We start from the raw sequence: 26501 nt of genomic DNA on the forward strand, positions 1-26501 counted from the left end.
AGTCGGGTCAGGCGGTGACCAGCACCGCTGGCACGGCACCGCGCAAGGCGTTGCAGACCACGATTTCCTCTGCCGCCAGCAGGTCGGTGCGGGTGATGACGGCTTCCACCGCATCCCATTGCCGGTCGTCCAGCAGTACGCGCCGCATCACGCCCGGCAGGACGCCGCAAGCCAGCGGTGGCGTGCACCAGCGGCCGCCGATCCTGACGAAGACATTGCTGCGGCCGCCTTCGGTCAGTTCATCCCGTTCATTGAAGAAGAGCTGGTCAAAGCCGCCCCGTCGTTCGGCCTCCTGCCAGGCGGCGTCGTAGCAGGCGCGCTGGCTGCTCTTGTGACGCAGGAAAAGGTCGCTGCTGTCGGTGGCGTTGTCGGCCAGGAAGACCTTGACCGGAGCGGTCAGCGGGTTCAGGGGCGCATGCTGGATCGTGATGCCGCCCTGGGCATCCAGCGCCAGCCGCAGCCGATAGGACGTTTGGTCAGAAAGTTCAGCACAGGCCGCATCGAGCCGCAGTGCAATCGCCGTCGTATCGCAGGGATAGCCCAGCTGTGAAGCAGAATTCTTCAGGCGCGCCAGATGCAGCTCCAGATGGCGGCAGCCAGCGCGCGTGGCGTGGATGGTTTCAAACAAGCTGACGCTTTGTGCCAATTCCGTGAGGAAGCCTGACTTCAACTGGCATTCCGCAAATTCGGACGCAGCCTCGCTGTCGTAGACGATGCCTGCACCAACCCCCATCACACCCTGGCGCACACCGTCCTGGGCTGCCTGCAATTCCAGCGTGCGGATCGGTACCGAGAGGCAGAAGTCACCGATGGCCGGACCCTCCGCACGCGGCGGCGCGAACCAGCCGATGGCACCGGTATAGAGTCCGCGCGGCGCGGTCTCCAGTTCATCGATGATCTGCATGGTGCGGCGTTTGGGCGCACCGGTGATCGAGCCGCAAGGGTAGAGCGCAGCCATCGTGTCGGCCAGCGTGGCGTTTTCGCGCAGGCGGGCGCGGATGGTCGAAGTCATCTGCAGCACCTGCCCGTAGCGGCGCACGTCGAACAGATGCGGCACCTGCACCGAGCCCGGCACCGCCACGCGGCCCAGGTCATTGCGCAGCAGGTCGACGATCATGAGGTTTTCTGCACGGTTCTTTTCATCGTTGGCCAGGGCCAGGGCGCGCTGGGCATTGAGCGTGTCCGCACCTTCCTGTGTGGCCGGTACGGCGCGTGCGGTGCCCTTCATGGGCTTGGCCTTGAGCGTTCCTTGCTGATGGGCGACGAACAATTCCGGCGAACACGAGAGCACCATGCCGCCCGCGTCATCGCGCACCAGTGCGCCATACGGCACCGGCTGGCGCGCACGCAGGTGACGGTACAGGGTGATGGGATCACCCAGCACATCGAAGTGCAGGCGATAGGTGTAGTTGACCTGGTAGGTATCACCGGCCGCGATGTACTCGCGGATACGGTCGATGGCTGCAGTGAAGGCGGCCTCATCGACGTTGCTGCGCAGACGTGTAATGCCCGCGTTGTCGGATTGCACTTGCGCAGACAGCCATGCATCCACTTCGGCGGCCGACAAATGCGCGCAATGCGCAAACAAGAGCACGCGCGCCAAAGGGCCGGAGAGCGCACGATGCGGCAAGCCCTGCAGCGCCGCGCCCAGTTCATAGCTCCACAAGGCCACGGCGTGCTGCCCCTCGGCCAGCGCCGCCTGCATCGTTTCGAGCATCGCCGGGAAGCCCGCCGCATCCGCGCAGGCCAGGGTGCGCACATGCCCGGTATAGAGGCGCGAGCGCGGTTCGGCCGGGCTGGCCTGGTGGTCGTCGAGGAGGGCGAAGCAATCGTTCATGAAGGGCCGTGCAAACAGAAGAGCGGGGAAGGCCGCAGGGACAGGGATGCCGCCGGGCAAGCCGTCGCGGGGCGCGGTCGGCAGCATGATAGCGTAAAAGGTATACTTGAAGGCTTGCCGGGCGGCACGCAACGTCGGTCAATTGCCGGTCATTCGCGCTGCACGCCGCCTTCGCACTCTTAATCCTCACCCTTGACGATGCCCATACCCCGCACCTTCATCATTCCCCTGATCGTCGCCTGTGCGCTGTTCATGGAACAGATGGATTCCACCGTCATTTCGACTTCCCTGCCGGCGCTGGCGCTGGACATGAAGGTCGATCCGATTTCGCTCAAGCTGGCGCTGACCTCCTACCTGGTTTCGCTGGCGGTCTTCATTCCGATTTCCGGCTGGATGGCTGACCGCTTCGGCTCGCTCACCATCTTCCGCGCGGCCATCTGCGTGTTCATGCTGGGCTCCATCCTCTGCGGGGCGTCCTCGACCTTGCCGCAATTCGTCGCTGCGCGTTTCCTCCAAGGCATAGGCGGGGCCATGATGGTGCCGGTCGGACGGCTGGTGATCCTGCGCAGCGTGGAGAAGGTCAACCTGGTCAAGGCGCTGTCCTATCTCACCATTCCGGCCTTGTTCGGTCCCGTACTGGGGCCGCCGCTGGGGGGCTTCATCACCACCTATTTCCATTGGCGCTGGATCTTCTTCATCAACATTCCGATCAGCGTCCTCGGTCTGTATCTTGCCACGCGCTTCATTCCTGATCTGAAGGCGGAACAGGTTTCACGGCTCGACATCGTCGGCTTCATCCTCTCGGCGCTGGGCTGCTCGCTGCTGATGATGGGACTGGCGACGTCGGGCCGTCACCTGGTCTCGGGCGATATCTCGCTGGCCTGCGTGGTAGCGGGTGTGCTGTTCCTGTGCGCCTACGGTTGGCACGCGCGCCGCGCCACGGCACCGCTGATCGACCTGGCGCTGCTGAAGATCCCCACGCTGCGGGCCGGCGTCTTCGGCGGCTCGCTGTATCGCGTGGGCATCGGGGCCATTCCCTTCCTGCTGCCGCTGATGCTGCAGCTGGGCTTTGGCTATACGCCTTTCCATTCGGGCCTGCTGACCTGCGCTTCGGCTGCGGGTGCGATGTTCATGAAGACCATCGCCGCGCGCTTCCTGCGCCGCTACGGTTTTCGCCGGGTGCTGCTGGTCAATGGCGCGCTGGGCGTGCTGGGCTTGTGGGCGCTGGCTACCTTCACGCCGCAGACGCCTTATCTGGTGATGCTGATCATCCTGCTGGTTGGCGGCTGCTTCCGCTCGCTGCAGTTCACCAGCCTCAATGCGATTTCCTATGCCGATGTCGACAAGGTCCGCCTGAGCCAGGCCACCAGCATGGCGAGCGTGGCGCAGCAGTTGTCGATCGGCATGGGCGTGGTGCTGGCCGGTTTTGCGCTGCAGATGTCCAACGAGCTCCAGGGCCATGCCACGCTGGTGGCGCAGGACTTCTGGCCGGCCTTCCTGGTGGTGGGGGCAGTGTCGGCGCTGGCCCTGCTGATGCTGCGCCAGCTGCCACCCAACGCCGGGGCCGAGATGGCCGGGCAGCAAGAGAACAAGCCGGCCTGATGCAGCGTCATCAGGCCCACGCATAACGAGGAGAACCATGCAGCCCATGACGTACAAGTCCCTGTGGTTTCCGCTGGGCGCGGTCCTGATCTGGGCCGGCAATACCGTCATCAGCAAGATGTCTGCGGGCGTGATTGCCCCGGAAGATATTTCCTTCTATCGCTGGGTGCTGGCGGCGCTGCTGATGTCGCCCTTCCTGGCGCGGCCGACCTGGGCGGCGCGCGCGCAGATTCGTCCCTATCTGGGCAAGATCCTGGTGCTGGCCTTGCTCGGGATGGTGCTGTTCCAGAGCCTGGCGTATTTCGCGGCGGCCACGGCGTCGGCCACCAGCATGGGCATCATCGCCTCGCTGATGCCGCTGCTCACGCTGGTACTGAGCATCAAGCTGCTCTCTGAACCGCCGACGGTCGGCACCCTGGCTGGCGGCATCCTCTCGCTCTTCGGACTGGCCGTGCTGATCGGGCGCGGCCATCCGCTGGCGCTGTTCGACCAGGGCGTGGTCACGGGCGACCTGCTGATGCTGCTGGCCACCATCGCCTATGGCCTCTATGGCGTCATGCTGCGCCGCTGGGCGTTGCCGCTGCGTACCTGGCAACTGCTGTACATGCAGGTGCTGATGGCGGTGGTGCTGCTGTTTCCCGGCTACGTGCTGGGCCATCATTCGCCGCTCACACGCGAGAACCTGCCCATCCTGCTCTATGCGGGCATTGCCGCCTCCATCCTGTCGCAGTTCCTGTGGATGCGCGGGGTGCAGTATCTGGGGGCGAGCCGCTGTGCCATTTTCGTGAACCTGATGCCGGTCTTCACTGTCATCATTGCGGTGGTGGCGCTGGGCGAGCAATTGCACGGCTATCACGCCATCGGTGGGCTCATCACGCTGGCCGGCGTGATCATGGCCCAGGTCTTCAAGCAGCGACTGCGCTGGCGCACCGGCTGATCTCATAAAAAACAGGAACAGGAAAGAGACATGATCGATCCCGCCATGATCGTCAACTGCACGGTCTACAAGAAGGGCAAGAAGCTGCGCGACATCAGCCTCGATGAAATCAGCGACGTGCTGGAAGAAGAGGGCACCTTCGTCTGGCTGGGCTTGCTGGAGCCCAACGTCGAGCTGATGAACAAGATCAAGGAAGAATTCTGCCTGCACGAACTGGCCGTGGAAGATGCCTACGCCGCGCACCAGCGGCCCAAGATCGAGGAGTACGGTGACACCCTCTTCGTGGTGCTGCACACGGCCCAGCTGGCCGGCGGCGAAGTGCTGTTCGGCGAGACCCACATCCTGACCGGTCCGCGCTTCGTGGTCACGGTGCGGCATGGTGCCTCGCGCAGCTATGCCAAGGTGCGCGAGCACTGCGAGATGCTGCCCGAGCGCCTGGTGCGCGGACCCAGTTTCGTGCTGTATTCCATCATGGACTTCGTGGTCGACAACTATCGTCCCATCATGGACGACCTCGAAACCAAGTTCAGCCAGTACGAGGAACAGCTCTTCAATCCCGGTGCGCTCAGCGGCAAGGCCTACTTGCAGGAGCTGTACCAGCTGAAGCGCCAGCTGATCCGCCTGCGCTCGGCGGCCACGCCGCTGCTGGACGTGTGTACCCAGCTGCTGCGCTTCCATGAAGGGCTCATCACCAAGGAGGGCAAGGCCTACTTCCGCGACATCTACGATCACGTGGTGCGCTTCATCGATACCGGCGACCGCCTGCGTGAAATGGTGGAGTCGGCCGTGCAGATCAACCTGGCCCAGGTCACCATCCACCAGAACGAGATCGTGCAGACCCTGGCCGGCTGGGGTGCCATCCTGGCCATCCCGACCATGATCTTCAGCCTCTACGGCATGAACTTCGCGCACATGCCGGGGCTGTCCTGGCAATGGAGCTTCCCGCTGGTGCTGGGCGGCATCATCACCGCCTGCACGCTGCTGTGGCGGCGTTTGCGCAAGGCGGGCTGGCTCTAGAGCGCTTTTTCTGAAACCTGTGTAAAGACCTCCGGCGGGTGCGGCAATATGTCGCACCCGCCGGCTCGTTTGCATCGCTACACTGCTCTCGGCGTCTCTTGGTGGCCACATCTTGTCCCCCGAATCCGGACTCGCGTCCTGAATGCGATTCATTCTTCTTGATAAGTGCAACAAAGTTGCATTAGAATCCCGCCCTGACCGCGCACGACGGTCACTCCATCGCGGTCAGGCAGCCACGTACCCAGCCGCAGCACAACGACATCACAAGGGAAAAGATGAAAATGACCGCACTGCGGGCCGCCGTGCTGGGCGCGCTCGCCATGGGCCAGAGCCAGCAACTGGCCTGGAGCGCCGATAACGACGCCAGCGCCGACAAGGGCCTGGGGCAGGTAGTGGTCACCGGTACCGGTGAACGCCAGCAATACCGCCAGAGCACCACCTCCAGTGCCACCCGGACTGAGACCCCGTTGCAGGAGTTGCCGCAGTCGGTGCAGGTGGTCTCGCGGCAACTGATGGATGACCTGGCCGCCACGCGCCTGGATGATGTGCTGCTTTACGTGAGCGGCGTGGCCAAGCAGAACAACTTCGGCGGGCTGTGGGACAACTACTCGATCCGTGGATTTTCCGGCAGCGAGAATGGCGGCATGAACATTCTCTGGAATGGCTTCGCCTCCAATCGCGGCTACGCGCCCCCGCGCGATACCGCCAATGTCGAGAGCATCGATTTCCTCAAGGGGCCGGCCGCAGCGCTGTACGGCAACAGCGAGCCGGGCGGTACCATCAACGTGGTCACCAAGAAGCCGCAGTTCAAGAGTGCGAATTCGCTGGATCTGTCGGTGGACAGCCGCGGCGGCTACCGCAGCGCAGTCGATTCCACCGGCGCGCTCAACAGCGAAGTGGCATACCGGCTCAATGCGGCCTTCGAGCACAAGAACAGCTTCCGCGACAACGTCAGCAGCGACCGCGAATTCCTGGCACCGGCCTTTACCTGGGTGCTCAGCGACCGGACCATCCTGAACTATGAAGGCGAATACCTGCGCCAGAAGGCCCCGCTGGATCGCGGCATCGTGGCCGTCAACGGCAATCTGGGCGTGCTGCCGGTCTCGCGCTTCCTGGGCGAGCCGCGCGATGGCGACATCAAGATGCAGAACACCAACCACCTGCTGACGCTGGAGCATCGCCTGGACGACAACTGGCATCTGCGCACCGGCGTGTTCCACAAGGATGGCACGCTGGATGGCTACTCCACCGAAGCCTCGGCCCTGCAGGCCGACAACGCCACCCTGCGCCGCCAGCGCCGCTACCGCGATTACAGCTGGCACGACACGTCGCTGCAGGCGGAACTGGGCGGCAAGCTGCAGACCGGAGGCATGCAGCATGAAGTGCTGGTGGGCACGGAAGTGGACTGGCTGACGCTGGATCAGCGCATGCTGCGCGTGAACCCGACCGCTGCCGCGCCCTACGCGCTCAACATCTACAACCCGGTCTACGGCCAGCCGCAGCCCACACCCGCGCCCAACACCGATACCAGCGAACGCCAGATCAGCACCGCGCTCTATCTGCAGGACCAGGTGAGTCTCGGCGATCGCTGGAAATTGCTGGCCGGCCTGCGTGCCGACGGCTTCCGCTCCACGCTCAACAACCTGCGCACCGGTACCACCACCCGCCAGGACAAGACCGCCTATTCCCCGCGCCTGGGCCTGACCTATCTGTTCACGCCTGCGTGGTCAGCTTACGTCAGCGCCAGCAAATCCTTCCGTCCCAACAGCGGCAGCGATGTCAGCGGCAACGCCTTCAGTCCCGAGACTTCGCGCGCCGCCGAAATCGGCCTGAAGTTCCAGAGTGAAGACCAGCGCAGCGGCGCGACGCTGGCCGTGTTTGACATCACCAAGCAGAACGTGCTGACCACCGACCCGGCCAATCCGTCCTTCTCGATTGCCGCCGGCGAAGTGCGCAGCAAGGGCGTGGAGCTGGATGCGAACGCACGCCTGGGCCACCACTGGCGCCTGACCGGCAACCTTGCCTATACCGACGCTTACGTCAGCAAGGACAACACCCTGACGGTGGGCTCGCGGCTGATCAACGTGCCGCGTGTATCGGGAAGTGTACTGGCGGTGTTTGAAGATGCGTCCGCAAGTGGCTCGCCCTACGGTATCGGTGGTGGCCTGAACTACGTGGGCAACCGTACCGGTGACCAGGCCGGCAGTTTCAAGCTGCCCGCCTACGTGACGGCGCGTGCCTTGGCTTACTGGCAGTTCACGCCCAAGATGAAGCTGTCGCTGGACGTGAACAATCTCTTCAACAAGCGGTATTACAGCAGCTCCTACAGCAACGTATGGATCATGCCGGGTGATGAGCGTACCGCTACGCTGGCGCTCAACGTCAAGTTCTGAAGGAGCGCCACTTGGCTTGTCCACCCCCCGCGCCGCGCCGGCGCGCCTTGCTGGCGCTGCTGGCAGCGAGTCCGTGGCCGCTGGCATGGGCGCATGGCGATGAGGCCGGGCCCCATTCCCACGCCATCACGCAAACCGGCAGCGATGTCCTGACCGTGGTCGGTCCGTGGGAACTCACCGGGCTCGACCCTTCGCGCTCCGGCTACATGTTCGCCCGCATGGAGGTGCTGCAGACCCTGCTGGAAGTCGATGATGCCGGCCAGTTGCGGCCGGGACTGGCCACGGGCTGGCAGGTCAGTGCCGATGGCCTGCAATGGCGCTTTGCCCTGCCACGTGCACGGCGCTACCACGATGGCAGCGACGTCACGCCCGCCAGTATCCTGGCCTGTCTGCAGCGCGCCGCTGTCCGGCCAGGTGTACTGCAACTGGCAGGGATCACCGGGATGGCTGTACAGCAAAGTGAACTGGTACTGTCCCTGCGCCAGCCCTTTGGTCCGCTGCCTTATCTGCTCACGCATTACTCCACGCAGATCCTGGCCCCGGCCAGTTTCGATGCGCAGGGCAATGTGGTGGCCATTCTCGGTACGGGGCCGTTTCGCATCACGTCCATCAGTCTGCCGCAGCAGTTCGATGCCGAACGGGTGGAGGCCGCGCCGGGCAGGGCGGTGCAGCGGGCCCGCTACATCAGCGTCTCGCGTGCGGAAACGCGCACCCTGCTGGTCCAGAGCGGACAGGCCGACCTGGCCTTCTCGCTCGATCCCCCCAGCATCCGCGCCTTGCAGGACAGTCCGCGTGCCGTGCTGCTGTCGGCCATGCTGCCGCGTACCACTCTCCTGAAGCTCAATGCCGGTCATCCTTTCCTGGCCGATGTACGCGTGCGCCGCGCCATTGCCCTGTGCATCGAGCGCGAGGGCATCGCACGTGCCTTGCTGCGCGATGCCGACCTCGGGGCCACGCAACTGCTGCCGCCTTCGCTGGCACGCTGGCATGACACTCGCCTGCCGCCCCTGCATACCGATCTGAAGCAGGCCCGCCGCCTGCTGGAAGAGGCTGGCTGGCGTCTCGGTGCCGATGGCACACGCTGGAAGGACGGCCAGAAGTTGCAATTGACGTTGACCACCTTTGTGGACCGTCCCGAGTTGCCGCTGATCGCCACCGCCTTGCAGGAAGAGATGCGCCAGATCGGCATCGCCGTGCGCGTGACCATCGGCAATTCCAGCGACATTCCCGCCGGCCATCGCAGCGGCCAATTGCAGATGGCGCTGGCCGCTCGCAATTACGGCAACCTGCCCGACCCGGTGGCCAGTCTCCTGCAGGACTTCGGCCCGCAGGGCGGTGACTGGGGTGCCATGGGCTGGCATAACCAGGAAGTGCCGGCCCTGCTGGCCAAACTGGCTGCCACTCCGGCCGGTGAGGCCGACAGCGGCCGCGCCGAACGCGCGCGCATCGTGGCGGTACTGCAGGAGCAGTTGCCGGTGATCCCGGTGGTCTGGTATCGCCAGACCTGCGCCGTCAGCCGCCGCCTGCGCGGTGCCAGCATCGATCCCTTTGAACGCAGTTACCGCATCGCTTCCCTGCAATGGACCTGACCCGCCTCCTGACCTTACCCCCGGCCACGCGCCGGCGACTGGCCAGCGCCCTGGGCCAGCGCTTGCTGCAAGCAGCGCTGGTGGCGCTGCTGGTCGGCACGCTGTGCTTCTTCATGACGCGCCTGCTGCCCGGCGACATGGCCTATCGCATCGCCGCCGGCCGCTATGGCTACGACATGGTGACCACCGAAGCGGCCCTGGCCGTGCGCGCCGAACTGGGCCTTGATCAGCCCTGGTTCATGGCCTTGAGCGAGTGGTGGAGCCGCCTGCTGCATCTGGACCTGGGCGTGTCGCAAGTGACGGCACTGCCGGTGCTGGTGGAAATCACGCATCAGCTGGGCCCGACGCTGCGCCTGTCTTTCCTGGCGATGGTGCTGTCGCTGCTGATCGGTCCGACCCTGGGTGTGCTGGCGGGACTGCATCCCGGTGGCTGGCTGGACCGCGCCACGCTGGCGGTGTCGGTGTTGTTGCGGGCCTTGCCGTCCTTCCTGCTGGGACTGGTGCTGGTGTTGCTGTTCTCGGTGCAATTGGGCGCCTTGCCGGCGGCCGGGCACACCGACCACGGCGGCATCCTGCTGCCGGCACTGACGCTGGCCCTGGGGCTGGCGGCGGTGTCCTGCCGGGTGGCGCGCGATGCCATGGTGCAGGTGCGGGGCTCCGAGTATTTCGCTTTCGCGCTGACCAAGGGCCTCACTCCCGCGCAGGCATTGTTGCGCCATGGCGTGCGCAATGTCGCTGCGCCGGTCACGGCCTATCTGGGCGTGCAGCTGGTGATGCTGGTCGAAGGTGTGGTGCTGGTGGAAACCATCTTCGCCTGGCCGGGCATCGGCCACGCGCTGGTGCATGCCATTTTCGGACGCGATGTGCCGATGATCCAGGGCACGGCGCTGGTGCTGGGCCTGCTCTTCGTTCTTTTCAACGCGCTGGTGGATGCCGCCTGCGCTTTCATCGATCCGCGTCGCCGACCATGAGCCTGTCTTCCGACTATTTGCTTGAACCCGAGGCGCGGCGCTGGAGCACCGCGCAGATCGCAGGCGTACTGCTGCTGGCGCTGATCGTGCTGTTCGCGTGGCTGGGACCCTTGCTGATCGATGCCGATCCGGCGCGCCAGCAACTGGCGCGCTTTCTGGAAGCACCCAGCCTGGCCCATCCGCTGGGCTATGACCAGCTCGGCCGCGACATGCTGGCGCGACTGGTGCACGGCACCCGGCTGTCGCTGTCGCTGGCGGTGGTGAGCGTGCTGTCGGCAGCCATTCCCGGTGTGCTCATCGGTTTGCTGGCGGCGTGGTGCGGCGGCTGGATCGAGCGCGTGCTGGCGGCCTTCGCGGACGCCGTGCTGGCCTTGCCGGGCCTGCTGCTGGTGCTGTTGCTGGCGGCGTTTGCGCCGGGCGGGTTCTGGCCGCTCTATGTCGGCATCTCGCTGGCCTTGTGGGTCGAATATTTCCGCGTAGTGCGTGCGGCCAGCCGCATCCTGCTGGCGAGTCCGCAGGTGGAAGCCTCGCGCTTGCTGGGATTTGGTCCCGGCTACATCGTGCGGCGCCACCTGCTGCCGGCACTCCTGCCGCGCCTGTTCACGCTGATGCGCTTCGGGCTGGCGGGGGCGGTGCTGGCGATGTCGGCACTTGGTTTCGTTGGCGTCGGCTTGCAGCCGCCCACGCCGGAACTGGGCGTGATGATGATCGAACTGCTGCCGTATTACCGCGAGGCGCCGTGGCTGCTGGGTGCGCCGGTAGGGGTACTGTTCCTCACCTTGCTGGGTTTGCTGTTGTTGTCACCACAGAAGGGACAGGCATGAACACACTTTCCCCGGATGCGGCTTTGCGGGTGCAGGACCTGTCCGTCTGGCACGGCCAGAGCGCGCTGGTGCAGGGCATCGATTTTTCCATTGCGCGCGGCGGGGTGATGACCCTGCTGGGCGAGAGCGGTTCGGGCAAGTCGCTGCTGGCCCAGGCCATCATGGGCAATCTGCCGGGCAGCCTGCGCTGCAGCGGGCAGATCGAGATCGATGGCCAGCGCAGTGATGCGGCCGATACCGCCGTGCGCCAGCGCGGCTGGGGACGGCGCATTGCGCTGCTGCCGCAGGAACCCTGGCTGGCGCTGGACCCGACCATGACGGTCGCGCGCCAGGTGGCCGAAACTTATGAACTGGTCAGCCATCCCGCCGCCGATACCCAGGACGACAGCCTGCGCGCTGCACGCAAAGAAGCGCGCACCCTGGCCGGGCAGGCACTGGCCAGCCTGGGGCTGCAGGACGCGGCCGACAAGTATCCCTTCATGATCTCGGGCGGCATGGCGCAGCGTGTAGCCTTCCTGGCCACGCACGCGGCTGGCGCACCGCTGCTGATCATCGATGAGCCGACCAAGGGGCTGGATGCGGACCGGCGCGGCGAGGTGCTGGCCTTGCTGCAGGCGGCGCAGCAGCAGGGCATGAGCCTGCTGTGCATCACCCATGATGTATGGCTGGCGCGAGCGCTGGGCGGTGAACTGGCGGTGATGCTCAACGGATGCCTGGTGGAACGCGGTCCGGCCGACGCGCTGCTGGCCCGGCCACAGCATGCCTATACGCGCCGCCTGCTGGCGGCGGATCCGGCCTGCTGGACGCCACCGGTAGCAACTGGGGCGAGCGCCGGCCCTTCATCACCGGTGATCGTCGAGGTCAGCAAGGTGGCCAAGACTTTCGGCCAGCAGGCGCTGTTCAGCGATGTCAGTGCCCGTATCCATGCCGGCGAAATCGTCGCCATCAGCGGACCCAGCGGGGCCGGCAAAACCACCTTCGGCAACATCGTGCTGGGCCTGTTGTCGCCGGATGCCGGGCAGGTCACGCGCGCTCCCGGCCTGGCGCTTACCGCCTTCCAGAAGATCTATCAGGATCCGGCGGCAGCGTTCGCGCCCGCCGTCACGCTGCGTCAGTCACTGCGCGATCTGGTGCGCCTGCACGGCCTCGACTGGCAGCGCCTGGAAGCGCTGCTGGCACGCATGCGTGTCTCGCCCGCACTGCTGGAGCGTCTGCCGCGCCAGGTGTCGGGCGGCGAGCTGCAGCGCATCGCGCTGGCGCGCGTGCTGTTGATGCAGCCGGCACTGATCTTTGCGGATGAACCGACCTCGCGCCTGGATCCGCTGACCCAACAGGAAGTCATTGCCTTGCTGGTGGAAGAAGCCAGGCAGGCGGGCAGTGCCGTGCTGCTGGTGACGCACGATGCCGATATCGTGCGTTGTGTGGCGGATCGCCGCTTGCACCTGGGGCCGGCGGCGCAGCCTGCCTGAGTGGCGCAATACAGCCTGAGCCTGGCGTAATACAGCGGGGCGCTGACCGCCGGCCGCTCAGGCGCTGTCTTCGTCGCGGCCTTCCGGGTGCAGTGATCCGGAGGCCATCTGGCCGCTCAACAGCACGCTGTTCCACTTGCCCTGGGCCGAGGTCGCGCCCTCGGGCAGAAGCATGTAGGACAGGCTCTGCAAGCCGCAATACTGTTCCAGATAATCGCGCGCATGCGCCATGCGCGCACGCAGCTGGGTGATGCTGTCCTTGCCGCCGGGCTGCATGGGCAGAAATTCAAACACCACCTCCGGATGCAGGAATTCGGTCAGGTGCCGGATCACCTGTTCGGCATCGGATGCTTCGGTGATGAATTCGTGATGGGCCGGACTGGCTTCATCACGCAACTGGTAGCGGATCAGGCAGCGCATCGTTCACCTCAGGCCAGGATAGTCGGAGATCACGGACAGGCGGGGATAGTCATGCTGGATGGCGCGGTCGCGGCCTTGCTCCTTGGCGCGATAGAGAGCGGCATCGGCGGTGTCGATCAGTTCGCGTGCATCGACCTGCGCACCCTTGCCGCTGGCCAGGCTGGCGGCGCCCACGCTGATGGTGACATGGCCGACCGAGCTGCCTTCGTGCGGGATGTTCAGGGCGCGTACGGCCTGCACCAGGCGGCTGGAAATGGCGCTGGCACTGGCGGCATTGCAATTGGGCAGGATCAGCGCGAATTCCTCGCCGCCGTAGCGCGCCACGATGTCGCCCTGGCGGCGCGCCACGCTGTTGAGGGCGGCGGCCACCTGCTTGAGACAGATGTCGCCCGCAGCGTGGCCGTAGGTATCGTTGTAGCGCTTGAAATGGTCCACATCCACCATGATCAGCGAGAGCGATTCGCCGGAGCGGTTCAGGCGCGCCAGTTCAGCCGTCAGGGCGGCATCGAAATAGCGGCGGTTGAAGACGTCGGTCAGGCCATCCTTCTGCGACTGCGCTTCCAGGGTGCGATAAAGGCGTTCCAGTTCGGTCCGCGCGGTGATGGCTTCCAGCTCCGCATTCTCGCGCCCGGCCACTTGCGCCACCAGGCGATTGCCGCCATAGGCGATGATGATGAGCAACAGCATCACCGCGATGCCGCGGATCCACACGCGCCGCGTCCAGTCTTCCAGCACGTCGTCCTTGGCCAGCGCCACCGCCACGAACAAGGGATACAGGCTGCAATGCTGGAAGCTGGTCAGGCGCACGATGTCGTCGCGCGGCGAGCGCAACTCGAAGCTGCCTTGTTCGGCCTTGCTCAGGTAATTGGTGACCAGCGTGGACTTGGAGATGTCCAGCCCGATCGAATAGCTCAGCAGCGGCTGGCGGTAGATCACGGTACCTTCCTTGAGTCCGAACAGGATGGCGCCATCGCGGCCGATGGCGAACTGTTCGTAATAGCGCTGGAAGTGGGAAAGATCGACATCGGCCACCACCACCCCGGCAAAGCTGCCGTCTGCATGGTTGATGCGGCGGCTCATGGTCACGATCCACTGGCCGTTGGTACGGCTGCGCATGGGCTTGCCAATGTAGGCCTGGTCGGTGCGCAGGCGCTGGTGATGCAGGAAATAATCATCCTGGATGTAGCGGTGCTCCAGGGTGGCTTGCGAGGTGCCGATGGCCAGACCCGTTTCGTCATACACCATCAGCCCGGCCAGTTGCGGCACGGCGGCCACCGAGGCCACCATGAATTCGTGGGTGCGGCGACGGCCGGCCACGCCGGGGCCGTCATATTCCATGTGCTCCTGGATGCCCAGCAGCACCACGTCGATTTCCTTGAAGGACTGGTCGGCATGCTGGGTCAGGGCCAGCGCCATGTTGGAGGCATTGCGGATGGCCTCGTCGGTGGCCACTTCATAGGCTCGCCAGGCCGACCAGGCCTCCAGTACCACGATGATGAGACAGACCACGACCACGAACAGCTTGGCCGTCTTGGATGCGCGCTGAATTCTTTGTTCTGGCATGTTGTCGCTTTCCCCCGGAAACGGCGTTTCCCCCCCGGCACCTTTCTTGCCCGATTGCATTGTTGTTGAAGCTGTTGGGCACGTCTATCAGGGATGTCCTGAACTTGTACGGAGATTAACAGATTCCCCCTCCGCAAGGGCAAGCCTCCCCGTGCTGCACGTGCGGCAGCGGGGCCCCTGATGCCCGCTGCCGTGGTGTGCCCGCCTCAGTCGTAACGGCGGCTGAAGAGGATGTTCAGGCCATTGATGGTCCCGGCGCGCGCCACTACCGACCAGCGCCGCGAGATCTGCCAGGTGGCCTTGGCCACGCTGGCGGCCCCCTGCAGGCTCTGCTCGTAGCCCAGCGTGATCTTCTCGGTGATGGCCTTGCCCAGGTTGACCACTTGGTCGTCCGTCAGTCCCGATTCGCTGGAGCCGATGCTGAACTGGTCCAGCCCGATATCCTTGGCGATGCGCTTGCCGCCCATGTTGCCCACCAGCGCCAGCGCCTGGCTGCTGGCGGTACGCTGGCCGATGCTGGAGCTGTCGGTGCCGTGGCCGAACATCATCCAGGACAGTTTTTCGTCATCCGGCACGTTGGGTTCGGACACCAGCTGCACGCGCGGCTGGTTGGCATTGCCGGTCACCGAGACCCCGGCTTCGACGTCCTGGTTGCGGCGCATGGCCAGGATGTTGATGTTGGGATTGGCGATCGGCCCCTGGAAGTTGATGATGCCACGCTCGATATTGAGTTTTGTGCCAAAAGCTTCATAACTGCCCTCGGCCACGTTGATGGTGCCCGTGGCGCGCAGCGGCGAGAGCGGTTCGCTGCGAACATTCATATCGCCCCGCAAGCGCAGGTCTGCGCCGCTGCCGCGGAAGCGGAAGTCGTTGCCCAGGTCGACCGCCAGGTTGATGACCGGGGCGAACTTGCTGGCCGGTTTTTCGGTGGCCGCTTCCAGTTTCTGTTGCGAGGAGGCCGCCGCGCCGACGCGGTTCTTGCCGCTGCGGCTGACGATGACCACGTCATCGCCCAGCTTGGGGGCGCTGCTCTTGGGCAGGTCGAACAGGGCACGGTCCACGGTGAACTTGCCATCCACCCGCAACTGTTCGTTGACGTTGCTGATCTTGCCTTCGCCGGAGAGCATCAGCTGGCGGTCCGGGCTGGCGAACAGTTCCAGATGGTCGGCGGTGAGGGTGGCGTTGAGGTCGGGATTGTCGGCCCCCAGCTGGATCTTGCCGCCGGCGCGCAGGGTGCCGCGTCCACCGTGGAATTCGATCTGGCGCAGTTCGATCACGTTGCTGTCCATGACGATGCGCACGATGCCATCCTTGAGCTGGATGCCCTGGTCGAATTCGGTCACGGCCAGGTTGTCGCCATTGATGGCCCCGGACAGGCGCGGCTGCGCCAGCGTGCCGCCGGCATTGAGGCTGGCGGCCAGCTTGCCGTTGAGGCTCACTTGCGGACCGATCAGGTCGCCCACGCGCTTGAGTTCCGGTACATCGAGACTGGCCTTCAGGTTCAGCGGAGACTCCGGGGCCAGCGCCAGCAGCGTGTCCACCCGGCGCAGGCCGATATCTCCGCCGAGGTCCAGCGTGCCGATGCGGGCGGCGTTGACGCGGCCGGTGACGTTCATGCGCTCGCCCTGGAACTGGCTGCGCAGCTGCAGTTCGGACAGGCCCATGGCCGCTTCGCCGACGCTGGTGGTCACGCGCACGTCGCCTGACTTGCGCGCGATCTGCAGATAGCCGCTGGCGGTCTCGGCCAAGTTGAAGTCCCAGTCGCTGTCCAGCACCAGGTCGGTCTTGACCGGTGGCGGCGTGCCGGTGAACTGCTGTACCAGTTCCAGCACCCGGCCCACATCCAGCGCGCGTACCTGTCCGGCGGAAGCCAGACGGCCCTGGCGGTAGGACAGGCGCTTGAGATCCAGCGCGGTACGGTCGATCTCGATGCGGGTGCTGCCGGCCTCGATGCCCTCGGCCGAGGCGTCCAGCGTGAGCGGGCTGGTCATGGCGATGCGCGGCAAGCCCTGGTTGCTGAACTGGTCGAGACTGCCGGCCCAGCCATAGTTGCCAAGGGTCTTTTCAGTGACTTTCCCGTGCGCGGCCAGGTTCAGGTCCAGCACCTGATCAGCCAGCTTGCCCTTGGCTTGCAGGGCCAGCGTGTGGCTGGCATAGGTGCCATCCAGCTTGAGCGACAGACGTGCCAGTTCGGCTTGCGGGCCGTTGTAGCCATCGCCTTCCAGGCTCAGGGCCAGGCGGTTGTCGGGCGAAGCCACGCCGGCAGCGAGGTTGCTGTGCAACTCGCTCTGGCCGGACAGGTGATGCAGCTTGTGCGGGCCGAAGGCCAGTTGCTCGGCCTGGAAACTGGCCAGCAGGTTGGGGCGTTCGCGCGTACCGCTGAGGATGCCGTCCACCCGCAACAGCCCGCCCAGGCCATAACCCAGGCGCGCCAGTTGCGGCGCATCGACCTTGAGCTTGAGCTTGTCGCGGGTGCTGCCGAAGCTGCCGTCCAGATCCAGCGTATTGCCGGCGATCTGTACATTGGCGCGGCTGGGCAAGAGGCGCATGCCGGCCAGGTTGATGTCGCCCTGGCCGCTCATGGGCAGGGCGTCGTAGGTGCTGTCATGGATGCGGAAGCCCAGCTTGAGCTTCAGCTCAGGCGAGAGTGCACCGGCGGCATTGAAATCCATGTTGATGCGCGCCGGCACCGGTTTTGAAGCCGCTGCTGCGGTACGTTTGCGACCCTTGCCCGTGCTGGCGGGCGGCGGCGTCACTGCCTGCAGCACGGCGGTCGGATCGAAGTCCACCAGGCGGCCCTTGAAGGCGTACTCCATGGCAGCGGCGGTCTGCAGCGTGCCGGAGGTTTCCAGGCGCGACTTGCCGGCCGTCAGCGAGGCTTCGCGCAGTTGCACGCGATCTTGGCCGATCACGCTGTCCACATGCAGCTTCAGCGTGCTGTCCTGCAGTGTCAGCAGGACTTGCTGCGCGTCGGGAGCGAGCGTGAGGTCGACCGGACCGGACAGCCGGGTCGGGCGCACCTGGCGATGCAGCTGGTTCAGGTCCAGATCGCTCACGCGCAGCTTGAACTGTCCGGACAGCGGTTCCGGCGTGCCGGGCTCGCTGCTGCCGGGCCGGAACTGGCCGCTGCCTTCGATGCGCCCTTGCTGCGGCAGACGGATCTCCAGCCGTGACAGGGTTTGTTGCTGCAGGTCCAGTTTCAGGTCGGCGCTGGCCGAGAGCAGCGGCAGGCGTTGCTGGTCCAGACTGCCGGGACGGGCGTTGTCGATCTCGACGCGGCCGGCGACTTGCAGCGGTGCGTCGGCGGCCAGCCCGGCGGGCGGCGCGAGGTCGGCGCGCAGGTTCAGGTCGGCGGCTGGTGCGGCGGCGTTGAAGGCTTGCGGATTGAGGTGTTGCAGGTCCACCTTGGCGCGTTTGAGCGGCACGCTGGCAAAGGGCGTGGCGACGATGTCGGCATGGCCCTTGAGCTTGTCGCCGCCGGCGGTGAGCGCGATGCCCAGTTCCTGCAGCGAGCCAGACAGTTGCACCGCCAGCTGGTATTGCTCCTTGCTTTCGCCATATTGGTAGGCACCGGCCAGTTCCAGCCCGCCGCCGATGGCGAAGGGCTGCTTGCCGTTCAGGTGCAGCAGGGCGGTGGCGTCACCGAACGGCGTGGTGAGGCTGTCCAGCACCAGCGTGTGCTGCACGCCGTCGGAGTTGCCGTGCAATTTCAGTTTGGAGAGTTCGGTGGTGGAGGTGCCCTGGGTCAGGCTGAGACTGGCCAGACTGATCTCGCGGATGTCCAGTGCCAGCGGGATCTCCAGCGAGCCCGGCATGCTGCTCGGTTCTGACGGCGAGGGTTGCTGGTTCAGGCGCACCTTGCCCACGCGCAGGTAATCGATACTGAATCTGCGTTGCAGCAGCGCCAGATGCCAGCGCGCATCCACGCTGTCGATGTCGAGGATGCGCTTCTCATCCTGGTAATGCAGATCGCGCAGACGCAGACCGTCGGCCACGGTACCGCCCAGCAATTGGCCGGAGAGTTTGCCGTCGAGCGTCTTGACGGCGGTATTCCAGAGCAGGCGAGCGCCGCTCTCGGTATGGGTGGCATACAGGGCGGCACCGGCGGCGGCCAGCACCAGCAGGGCCACGGTGCCACCGCTCCAGGCGGCGATACGGCGGCCGCGGCTGGCGCGACGGCGCGGCGGCGGTGCGGAGGGGGCTTGCTGCGGATCGTGTTGCGGTTCGCTCATGCTGGTGGGTGATTCGAATTCAGTTCATCGGGAGACTGCGCGGATGCTGCCCGGGCGCTAGAAGGCGATGCCCAGCGAAATGTGCGGCCGGATCTGGCGCTTCTGGATGCCATAGGCCAGGTCCAGATTGAGTGTGCCGACCGGGCTGCGCCAGCGCGCACCGGTGCCGACCCCGTGATAGAAGGTCTTGTTGTTCCAGTTGTCGGCCGCGGCACCGACGTCGTAGAACACCGCCGCGCCCCAGTTCTCGCTGAACCAGCGCTGGTATTCCGAGCTGCCCACGGCCAGGTACTTGGTCGGATAGACGGTGCCATTCTGCTCGTTGCCGATGCTCTGGTAACTGTAGCCGCGCACCGAGTCATTGCCGCCGGTACGGAACAGCAGCGAGGGCGGTACCGCGCCGGCACTGCCTGCGGTGAAGACCCCGCCCAGCTCGGCGCGCAGCACCACGATGTCGCGCTTGCCGACCGGGAGGAACTGCTTGAAACGCCCATACAGCCGCGAGAAGCTTTGGTCGGTCAGCAAGCCCTTGAGCGCGAAGCCGGCTTCCAGCGTCAGCAGATTGCCTTTACGCGGGAAGATCGGATCATCCACATTGCGGCGCGACCACGCGAAGCCCGGCACCAGCGCACGGTGCTTGCCGGGCGTGACGATGGTGTTGGCGGGCAGGGTGCTGCCATCTTCCTGGCTCAGCTCGTCGCGGTAGTAGGTGAGCGAGTAGGTGGTGTCGTAATTCTCGCTGTTGCGGGCCCGCTTGAAACCGACCTGCTGGCTGCGCAGGTCGATGCCTTCGAGCTTGGTACGGTCGTAAGAAGTGTTGATGCTGTTGACGAAGGCCTTGTCATCCGGCGGCATGGCCAGCGACAGCACGCCGTACTGGCGCTTCTGCTCCAGACGCAGCTGGCTGTCGAAAACGTAGGCCTTGTTGAACACGTTGTAGTGCGAATAGCGGCCTTCGACCTGGGCACCGGTATCGGTGCTGTAGCCGACACCGGCACGCACGCGCTGGGTCGGGAATTCGGTGACCTGCACCTTCACCGGCGTTTGCTCGGGGTGCTCGGGATCGTCATCGATGGCCACGATGGCATTGGAAAAATACGGCGTGTTCTGGATCTGCCGCTGCAGGGCCAGCAGACGATTGACGTCATAGGGCTCGCCCACGGTGAGCGGATTGACGTTGCGGATGATGCTTTCCGGATAGCGCCGCGTGCCGGTGATCTGCAAGGGGCCCAGCGTGAACGCCGGGCCGCTGTCATAGCGCACGGCCAGGTCGGCCTGGTGTTCGTCCGGATCGACGCGCGCCTCGGAGCTGGCGATGCGGGCGGCGGCGTATTTCTTTTGCTGCAGCTTTTCCAGGCCGGCGTTCTTGGCACGGTTCCAGTCTTCCTGGCGGAAGGGCTGGCCCACGGGCAGCGACCAATCCTCGCGCAGGCGGGCCACGGTCGCCTGATCGTCACGGGCGGCCACGCCGGTGACGCTGACCTCGGCCGAACTGATCTCGGTGCGTGGACCGGGGTCGACGCTGATGGTGATGCGGCGTACGGCCTGCTTGCCTTCGGCACCGGCCTCGGTCTGCGCGCTGACCTTGGTGACCGGGGTGAAATAACCCTCGGTGGAGGTCAGTTCGCGCACCTGGTCGCCGGCGGTATCCATCATGAACTTGAGCTGTTCATCACTGATGTCGTCGCGGTCCTGGTAGCGCGAAATATCGAGGAAATCCTTCAGCAGCGACTGCACCGGCTTGGGTGCGTCGATCTGTACCTTGTAGGCGGCGTGGGCGGTGTCGGCGGCGCAAAATAAAAAGGCGATGGCCAGGCTGCGGGTCCAAGTCATTGATTCACTGCATCATCGGTTGTCGGTTGAGGCGGCCAGCCTGACGCGCCGTGGGGCAAGTCGGGTAGGATGAGGGCTGGCGGCGCACGCCACTCAGGCCTGACCCGCGCGCGGCGCGGATAGTTCCTGGCCGGTGCAGGCGGCGAAAGCTTCATGTCCGGGTCGTCCCGGGTGTCTCTCGTGACACTGGTTCGTTGCCCCGCCGCTTGCGGTCGTGCCGGAGCAAGGGCTGAATGGCCCTCGCTCCTGTTCATCCCGCTATTGTAATGCCCCGGCAGTGGTTGCCGCGCGGGCAATCTGGCAGCACATCGAAGGAGAATGCAGTGAGCAGCAGTGTGAGTGTGAGTATTGATGCGTATTCGGAAAAAGCGACCTGTGAGCGCCTGATATGGGTACATCGCTGGACTGACAAGCTGTTGAGCTTCCGCACCACGCGCCCGGCCGGCTATCGTTTCACGGCAGGCCAGTTCGCGCGCCTGGGACTGGAGATCGACGGCGAGGTGGTCTCGCGTGCCTATTCCATCACCTCGGCGGAAGGGGACGACTATCTGGAGTACTACGCCATCATCGTCCCTGAAGGAAAATTCACATCGCGCCTGAACCAGCTTCAGCCGGGCGATGCGGTCTGGGTCGAGAAGCTCAGTTATGGCTTCATGACGGCTGACCGTTTCGTTGACGGCCGGCAGGTGTGGATGCTGGCCACGGGTACCGGGCTGGGGCCTTATGTCGCTATCCTGCAGCAGCCGGAGGTGTGGCAGCGGTTCAGCGATCTGGTGGTGGTGCACGGGGTGCGCCAGCGCGAGGAACTGGCCTACGCCGAGACCTTCTCCCGTCTGCAGCAACAGGCCCGTGCGCAAGGGTGGCCGGGGCGCCTGCAACTGCTGCGCTGCGTGACGCGTGATGCCGCTCTGCCGGACGAGCCGGGCTGGCTGGCCGGACGCATCACTACCCTGCTCAAGGAAGGCCGGCTGGAACAGGCCAGCGGACTGACCCTGGCACCCGAGCACAGCCGCGTGATGGCCTGCGGCAATCCGGACATGGTCACCGAGGTGCGTGAGCTGCTGCGCGAGCGCGGCATGACGCCCTTGCGGCGCACCGGGGGCGGACAGTTCGTGACCGAGGATTATTGGTGAGATTGTGCTGTGACAGGTGAAGCAACTGAAGCGAGTGAGACATCGAAGAAGAGGGTGCGTGAAAACGCAGGTGGACTTCAAACGATGTCGAGCCTTTCAACAAATATCTTTTAGATATCTCCGCTATAAGCCGTAGATAGAATAGTTTCTATTGACACGTCGAATTTATTCGATTTTTTGTGGGAATAACGCAGTTTCCTTTCTATTTTCTCCAGATTTTCTCTATCTCCTAGGAGTGGAATTTTTCGCGATGCCGTTGCGGCATCGCCCTGGGCGGGGGAGTCGACATCGATGCAGACAAATCGAGGGCCGCAAGTCGAGGCGAATCAGGGGAGGATGAGCGAGGGCAATGATGTCGCGGCGTCGCCACCTGTCAGTCAATTGAACCATTTGGGGGTAGCATGAATTTGAAGAAAGTCCTGCACGTTGCCATTGCCGATGATCATCCCATCGTGCTGGGAGCGCTTCGGGGTGAGCTGGCGCGTTTGCCGGAAATCCGCATCGACCTGGAGGTTGAGAATGGCGAGGCGCTGATCAGTGCGCTGAAGCGTTCGCCGTGCGAAATCGTCATTACCGACTTCGCCATGCCGGCCGATGACAGCGACGAGTCGGATGGTTTTGCGCTGGTCAAGCGCTTGAAGACCGAGCATCCGTCGACCAAGGTGATTGTCTACACCGCGATGAACAATGGTGCGGTGATCCGCCGCCTGTATCGCATGGGCGTATTTGCCGTCATCAACAAGCGCGAGAAGACCGACGAGCTGATCAATGCCTGCCTGGCCACGCAGAGCAGCAAGCAGCTGTATTTTCCGGTCTCGCTGCGTGGCGAGCTGGAGATGAGCTGGGCGCAGGGTGAAGGTTTCGGCCTGGTGCGCGAGCTGACCCAGAGCGAACTGGAAGTAGTGCGCCTGTTCGTGGAAGGCCAGTCTCTGGGTGAAATCTGCGTGCGCCTGTCGCGTACGCCCAGCACCATCAGTACCCACAAGAACAACGCCATGCGCAAGCTGGGCCTGAGTACGGATGCGGAGCTGATCAAGTATGCGTATTCGACGGGGATGATCAACTGAGGTCTGCGGCCTCCCGGCACCGCAGGGGTGCCGGCTTGGCAGAGAGCAGCCAGACGCACATACAGCGCGCCAAAACAAAAAGCCCGGTCACCAGGACCGGGCTTTTTGCATGAATCTTTGGGGTGGCTGATGGGACTCGAACCCACGACGACAGGAATCACAATCCTGGACTCTACCAACTGAGCTACAGCCACCGTCGACTGTCAGACAGACTTGCGTCCGTCATCAAGTAAGCAAAAGATTATACAAACACTTGCAGGGAATGGCAACATATTTCAATGCAAATTGGCAATTGCCCTGAAATTTCTTTCCGCAGCCCTACCTATCCGCGTCAGCCGCCCGTTTGCGGCTGCAAGGCCTGCACCGGCGGATCAAGCTTGAGCAGTCCCCGGAAAGCCTGTTCCAGCGTCGAGCGGCTGGCCGTGGTAAAGCCCGCCAGCGATCCGGTCGCTGCTTGCGCTTCCAGGCCTTCGGTGGCCAGCAGGCGTTGCAACTGCCGGGTCACGGCCTGGCCGGTATCGATGATGTCGGGAACGCCGCCCGCCAGGCGCTGGCAGACGCTTTCGATGGCTGGTCGCACGAAGGGGTAGTGGGTGCAGCCCAGTACCAGCGTATCCGCCCCTTGTTCCAGCAGCGGACCCAGGTAGCGCTCCAGCAATTGCACCGTGGCCGGCGAATACAGTTCGCCTTTCTCGATCAGGTCCACCAGCCCCACGCAAGCCTGGGGCAGGTAGCGCACCTGATACCGGGCTTCCATCTGCTGCTGCAGCAAGGCAAAGCGCTGGCTGGCCAGCGTGCTGCGGGTGGCCAGCACGCCGACGGTGCCGCTGCGGGTTTGCTGCGCGGCAGGCTTGAGGCCGGGTTCGATGCCCACCACGAGCAGTTGCGGCCAGCGCGCGCGTATCGCCTGGATGGCCGCCGCCGTCGCCGTGTTGCAGGCCACCACCAGGGCCTTGATTCCCTGCTCCAGCAAGAAGGATGCGATGGTCAGCGAGCGCTCCACGATCTGCGCCTCGGTCTTGTCACCATAGGGTGCATAGCCGGAGTCGGCGAAGTAGATCAGCTGTTCACGGGGCAGGGCGGAATGAATGTGCCGCAGCACCGACAGGCCGCCGATACCGGAATCGAAAATGCCGACCGCAGCGTTGGCTGCGGCCGGCATCGGGCTACTGCTGTCGGACCCGGCGGCAGAAGGCGCACTGACCTGCTTGACGGCTTCATTCATGGTGCTGCGCGCGCTCCTGCAACGGGGTTGGCCTGGTATCGAATCAGGCCGTGGTGACGGGGATCTTGGACAGGGACACGCTCTGGGCGATCTTTTCCTTCCATTCGGCCGGCCCGGTGTTGTGCACCGAGATGCCGTTGGCGTCCACGGCCACCGTCACCGGCATGTCCTTGACGTCGAACTCGTAGATCGCTTCCATGCCCAGGTCGGCAAAGCCCAGCACCTTGGCCGACTTGATCGCCTTGGACACCAGGTAGGCCGAACCACCCACGGCCATCAGGTAGGCCGACTTGTGCTTCTTGATCGCCTCAATGGCGGCCGGGCCGCGCTCGGACTTGCCGATCATGGAGATCAGGCCGGTCTGCTCCAGCATCATGTCGGTGAACTTGTCCATGCGGGTGGCGGTGGTCGGGCCAGCCGGACCCACCACTTCGTCGCGCACCGGATCGACCGGGCCGACGTAGTAGATCACGCGATTGGTGAAGTCCACCGGCAGCTTCTCGCCCTTGGCCAGCATGTCCTGGATGCGCTTGTGGGCGGCATCGCGGCCGGTCAGCATCTTGCCGTTCAAGAGCAGGGTCTGGCCCGGCTTCCAGGAGGCGACTTCTTCCTTGGTCAGGGTGTCCAGGTTGACGCGCTTGGACTTCTCGGTGTCGGCCACCCAGTGCACTTCCGGCCAATCCGACAGCGACGGCGGTTCCATGTAGGCCGGGCCCGAACCATCCAGCACGAAGTGGCCGTGACGGGTCGCGGCACAGTTGGGGATCATGGCCACCGGCTTGGAAGCCGCGTGGGTCGGGTGCATCATGATCTTCACATCCAGCACGGTGGTCAGGCCGCCCAGGCCCTGTGCGCCGATGCCCAGTGCATTGACCTTCTCATAGAGCTCGATCCGCAGCTCTTCGGTCTTGTTCTGCGGGCCGCGCTTCAGCAGCTCGTACATGTCGATGTCTTCCATCAGCACTTCCTTGGCCATCAGCATGGCCTTCTCGGCCGTGCCGCCGATACCGATGCCCAGCATGCCCGGCGGGCACCAGCCGGCGCCCATGGTCGGGACCGTCTTGAGGACCCAGTCCACCAGGTTGTCGGAGGGGTTGAGCATGACGAACTTGGTCTTGTTCTCGGAGCCACCGCCCTTGGCGGCAATCTGCACGTCCACGGTGTTGCCGGGCACCAGTTCCATGTGGATCACGGCCGGGGTGTTGTCCTTGGTGTTCTTGCGCTCGAATTGCGGGTCGGCCACGATGGAGGCGCGCAGCACGTTGTCCGGGTGCGAGTAGCCACGGCGCACGCCTTCGTTGACGGCGTCGGCAATCGAGCCCGAGAAGCCCTCGAAGCGCACGCCCATGCCGATCTTCAGGAACACGTTGACGATGCCGGTGTCCTGGCAGATCGGGCGCTTGCCCTCGGCGCACATGCGCGAGTTGGTCAGGATCTGGGCGATCGCATCCTTGGCGGCCGGGCTCTGCTCGGTCTCGTAGGCGCGCGCCAGATGCTGGATGTAATCGGCCGGATGGTAGTAGCTGATGTACTGCAGCGCGGCGGCGACGGATTCGATGAGATCGTCTTGCTTGATGATGGTCATGGCTGGTTCTCTCGGTTTGGATGAGGCAAAGTCAGTGCGGCTTGTCGGAGGGGTCGGAAGGATGCACCATCAGCCGGTCGCAATACGCGATGGCCATGGCCGACAAGAGGAAAGCGATATGGATGCCGGTCTGGGCGATGAGCGTCTTGGCGTCATACAGATTGGCATTGATGAAGGTTTTGAGCAGGTGGATCGACGAGATCCCGATGATGGCCGTGGCCAGCTTGACCTTCAGGACAGAAGCGTTCACATGCGAGAGCCACTCGGGCTGGTCCGGATGGCCTTCCAGGTTCATGCGCGAGACGAAGGTTTCATATCCGCCCACAATCACCATGATCAGCAGGTTGGAAATCATCACCACGTCGATCAAGGCCAATACCACCAGCATGATGGTTTGTTCATTGAGCTTCTCGGGGCGGGTGGCGCCGGGAATGGCGACCGCATCCAGGATGTGGTCCAGCGAACTGGCGCTGCCCATGGCCGCGCCGATCAGATCCACCAGCTCGACCCAGAAGTGATACACGTAGACGCACTGCGCCAGGATCAGGCCCAGGTAGAGCGGCAGCTGCAGCCAGCGGCTCATGAAAATCAGGTTGGGCAGGATGCCGATCTTGCGGGGAGGCTGGGGCGACGAGTTTTTCATGGGTGTCCGTGCTACGCGTGATTCTGGCTGAGGATGACGATATCCGGTGCGCCGCTGCAGCTGCGTTTGCGCTCACTGTCCGGCTCCGGATTTGGGGCCGTATTCTACACGCCCTTGGCCCATTTCCGGGGCCTGCCCTGCATCCCGCGTGCGCAGTGCCT

At 64.6% G+C, this 26501-nt stretch carries 18 protein-coding genes and 1 tRNA gene; 10 read left to right on the forward strand and 9 right to left on the reverse strand.

The genetic code is table 11. The features are described from left to right. Positions 1-7: 7 nt before the first annotated feature. Positions 8-1837 carry an aminodeoxychorismate synthase component I gene (pabB, locus tag ACWFUC_RS12760; RefSeq protein ID WP_489625061.1) on the reverse strand — a complete coding sequence of 610 codons (1830 nt, stop codon included), beginning with the start codon at positions 1835-1837 and terminating at the stop codon, positions 8-10. Between the two features lie 198 nt (positions 1838-2035). On the opposite strand from pabB, the gene ACWFUC_RS12765 reads away from it, so the two are divergent. From ACWFUC_RS12765 to ACWFUC_RS12800, 8 genes are all read left to right on the forward strand, one after another. Beyond that, positions 2036-3439, forward strand: a complete 1404-nt coding sequence (locus ACWFUC_RS12765) for an MFS transporter (protein ID WP_489625062.1) — start codon at positions 2036-2038, stop codon at positions 3437-3439. A 46-nt stretch (positions 3440-3485) separates the two neighbouring features. After that, positions 3486-4376, forward strand: coding sequence for a DMT family transporter (locus ACWFUC_RS12770; RefSeq protein WP_039786234.1), 891 nt, complete (start codon positions 3486-3488; stop codon positions 4374-4376). A 30-nt stretch (positions 4377-4406) separates the two neighbouring features. Further along, on the forward strand, positions 4407-5393 hold the full coding sequence (locus ACWFUC_RS12775; RefSeq protein WP_121038628.1) for a magnesium and cobalt transport protein CorA: 987 nt from the start codon (positions 4407-4409) through the stop codon (positions 5391-5393). Positions 5394-5668: 275 nt separating this feature from the next. Continuing rightward, the gene (locus tag ACWFUC_RS12780) at positions 5669-7786 is read left to right on the forward strand and encodes a TonB-dependent siderophore receptor (RefSeq protein ID WP_310160570.1); all 2118 of its coding nucleotides are present in this window, start codon (positions 5669-5671) and stop codon (positions 7784-7786) included. Positions 7787-7797: 11 nt separating this feature from the next. Then, a complete protein-coding gene (locus ACWFUC_RS12785) occupies positions 7798-9375 on the forward strand; it encodes an ABC transporter substrate-binding protein (RefSeq protein WP_489625063.1) in 1578 nt (525 codons plus the stop codon). Further along, positions 9366-10346, forward strand: a complete 981-nt coding sequence (locus tag ACWFUC_RS12790) for an ABC transporter permease (protein WP_489625064.1) — start codon at positions 9366-9368, stop codon at positions 10344-10346. Before ACWFUC_RS12785 ends, ACWFUC_RS12790 begins: the two co-directional genes overlap by 10 nt. Beyond that, entirely contained in the window at positions 10343-11170 is an 828-nt protein-coding gene (locus ACWFUC_RS12795) for an ABC transporter permease (RefSeq protein WP_489625065.1), read from the forward strand. Before ACWFUC_RS12790 ends, ACWFUC_RS12795 begins: the two co-directional genes overlap by 4 nt. Then, complete coding sequence (locus tag ACWFUC_RS12800) at positions 11167-12639, forward strand: ABC transporter ATP-binding protein (RefSeq protein WP_489625066.1); 1473 nt, start codon at positions 11167-11169, stop codon at positions 12637-12639. Before ACWFUC_RS12795 ends, ACWFUC_RS12800 begins: the two co-directional genes overlap by 4 nt. Positions 12640-12696: 57 nt before the next feature. Here ACWFUC_RS12800 and ACWFUC_RS12805 read toward each other — a convergent pair whose 3' ends face one another. The 4 genes from ACWFUC_RS12805 to ACWFUC_RS12820 form a co-directional block, all read right to left on the reverse strand. Further along, positions 12697-13059 (reverse strand): hypothetical protein, encoded by a 363-nt coding sequence (locus ACWFUC_RS12805; protein WP_039786081.1) that lies wholly within the window; start codon positions 13057-13059, stop codon positions 12697-12699. 3 nt (positions 13060-13062) lie between these two features. Further along, entirely contained in the window at positions 13063-14622 is a 1560-nt protein-coding gene (locus ACWFUC_RS12810) for a sensor domain-containing diguanylate cyclase (RefSeq protein ID WP_134221869.1), read from the reverse strand. 206 nt (positions 14623-14828) lie between these two features. Continuing rightward, positions 14829-18854: a translocation/assembly module TamB domain-containing protein gene (locus ACWFUC_RS12815; RefSeq protein WP_489637616.1), complete on the reverse strand. Its 4026-nt coding sequence runs from the start codon at positions 18852-18854 to the stop codon at positions 14829-14831. A gap of 57 nt (positions 18855-18911) precedes the next feature. Next, on the reverse strand, positions 18912-20687 hold the full coding sequence (locus ACWFUC_RS12820) for an autotransporter assembly complex protein TamA (protein ID WP_209568507.1): 1776 nt from the start codon (positions 20685-20687) through the stop codon (positions 18912-18914). 323 nt (positions 20688-21010) lie between these two features. On the opposite strand from ACWFUC_RS12820, the gene ACWFUC_RS12825 reads away from it, so the two are divergent. Next, complete coding sequence (locus ACWFUC_RS12825) at positions 21011-21820, forward strand: ferredoxin--NADP reductase (protein ID WP_489625068.1); 810 nt, start codon at positions 21011-21013, stop codon at positions 21818-21820. A 401-nt stretch (positions 21821-22221) separates the two neighbouring features. Beyond that, positions 22222-22887 (forward strand): response regulator, encoded by a 666-nt coding sequence (locus ACWFUC_RS12830; RefSeq protein WP_039786075.1) that lies wholly within the window; start codon positions 22222-22224, stop codon positions 22885-22887. Positions 22888-23005: 118 nt separating this feature from the next. On the opposite strand, the gene ACWFUC_RS12835 is transcribed toward ACWFUC_RS12830, so the two are convergent. The 4 genes from ACWFUC_RS12835 to ACWFUC_RS12850 all read right to left on the reverse strand — a co-directional run bounded on the left by ACWFUC_RS12835 (position 23006) and on the right by ACWFUC_RS12850 (position 26340). Next, a tRNA-His gene (locus tag ACWFUC_RS12835) sits at positions 23006-23081 on the reverse strand. A 137-nt stretch (positions 23082-23218) separates the two neighbouring features. Continuing rightward, positions 23219-24112, reverse strand: a complete 894-nt coding sequence (gene murI, locus ACWFUC_RS12840; protein WP_489625069.1) for a glutamate racemase — start codon at positions 24110-24112, stop codon at positions 23219-23221. Positions 24113-24155: 43 nt separating this feature from the next. Continuing rightward, entirely contained in the window at positions 24156-25697 is a 1542-nt protein-coding gene (locus ACWFUC_RS12845; RefSeq protein ID WP_075257626.1) for a fumarate hydratase, read from the reverse strand. A 31-nt stretch (positions 25698-25728) separates the two neighbouring features. Beyond that, positions 25729-26340: a YqhA family protein gene (locus ACWFUC_RS12850; protein WP_489625070.1), complete on the reverse strand. Its 612-nt coding sequence runs from the start codon at positions 26338-26340 to the stop codon at positions 25729-25731. Positions 26341-26501: the final 161 nt, after the last annotated feature.

It is taken from the genome of Herbaspirillum sp. Her4 (genome assembly GCF_057961335.1).

Coding starts and splice junctions, on each gene's coding strand:
- ACWFUC_RS12815 (WP_489637616.1), bottom strand. CDS start 18,854: ATGAGCGAACCGCAACACGATCCGCAGCAAGCCCCCTCCGCACCGCCG.
- ACWFUC_RS12820 (WP_209568507.1), bottom strand. CDS start 20,687: ATGACTTGGACCCGCAGCCTGGCCATCGCCTTTTTATTTTGCGCCGCC.
- pabB (WP_489625061.1), bottom strand. CDS start 1,837: ATGAACGATTGCTTCGCCCTCCTCGACGACCACCAGGCCAGCCCGGCC.
- ACWFUC_RS12795 (WP_489625065.1), top strand. CDS start 10,343: ATGAGCCTGTCTTCCGACTATTTGCTTGAACCCGAGGCGCGGCGCTGG.
- ACWFUC_RS12800 (WP_489625066.1), top strand. CDS start 11,167: ATGAACACACTTTCCCCGGATGCGGCTTTGCGGGTGCAGGACCTGTCC.
- ACWFUC_RS12810 (WP_134221869.1), bottom strand. CDS start 14,622: ATGCCAGAACAAAGAATTCAGCGCGCATCCAAGACGGCCAAGCTGTTC.
- ACWFUC_RS12790 (WP_489625064.1), top strand. CDS start 9,366: ATGGACCTGACCCGCCTCCTGACCTTACCCCCGGCCACGCGCCGGCGA.
- ACWFUC_RS12830 (WP_039786075.1), top strand. CDS start 22,222: ATGAATTTGAAGAAAGTCCTGCACGTTGCCATTGCCGATGATCATCCC.
- ACWFUC_RS12845 (WP_075257626.1), bottom strand. CDS start 25,697: ATGACCATCATCAAGCAAGACGATCTCATCGAATCCGTCGCCGCCGCG.
- ACWFUC_RS12850 (WP_489625070.1), bottom strand. CDS start 26,340: ATGAAAAACTCGTCGCCCCAGCCTCCCCGCAAGATCGGCATCCTGCCC.
- ACWFUC_RS12780 (WP_310160570.1), top strand. CDS start 5,669: ATGAAAATGACCGCACTGCGGGCCGCCGTGCTGGGCGCGCTCGCCATG.
- ACWFUC_RS12805 (WP_039786081.1), bottom strand. CDS start 13,059: ATGCGCTGCCTGATCCGCTACCAGTTGCGTGATGAAGCCAGTCCGGCC.
- murI (WP_489625069.1), bottom strand. CDS start 24,112: ATGAATGAAGCCGTCAAGCAGGTCAGTGCGCCTTCTGCCGCCGGGTCC.
- ACWFUC_RS12765 (WP_489625062.1), top strand. CDS start 2,036: ATGCCCATACCCCGCACCTTCATCATTCCCCTGATCGTCGCCTGTGCG.
- ACWFUC_RS12770 (WP_039786234.1), top strand. CDS start 3,486: ATGACGTACAAGTCCCTGTGGTTTCCGCTGGGCGCGGTCCTGATCTGG.
- ACWFUC_RS12775 (WP_121038628.1), top strand. CDS start 4,407: ATGATCGATCCCGCCATGATCGTCAACTGCACGGTCTACAAGAAGGGC.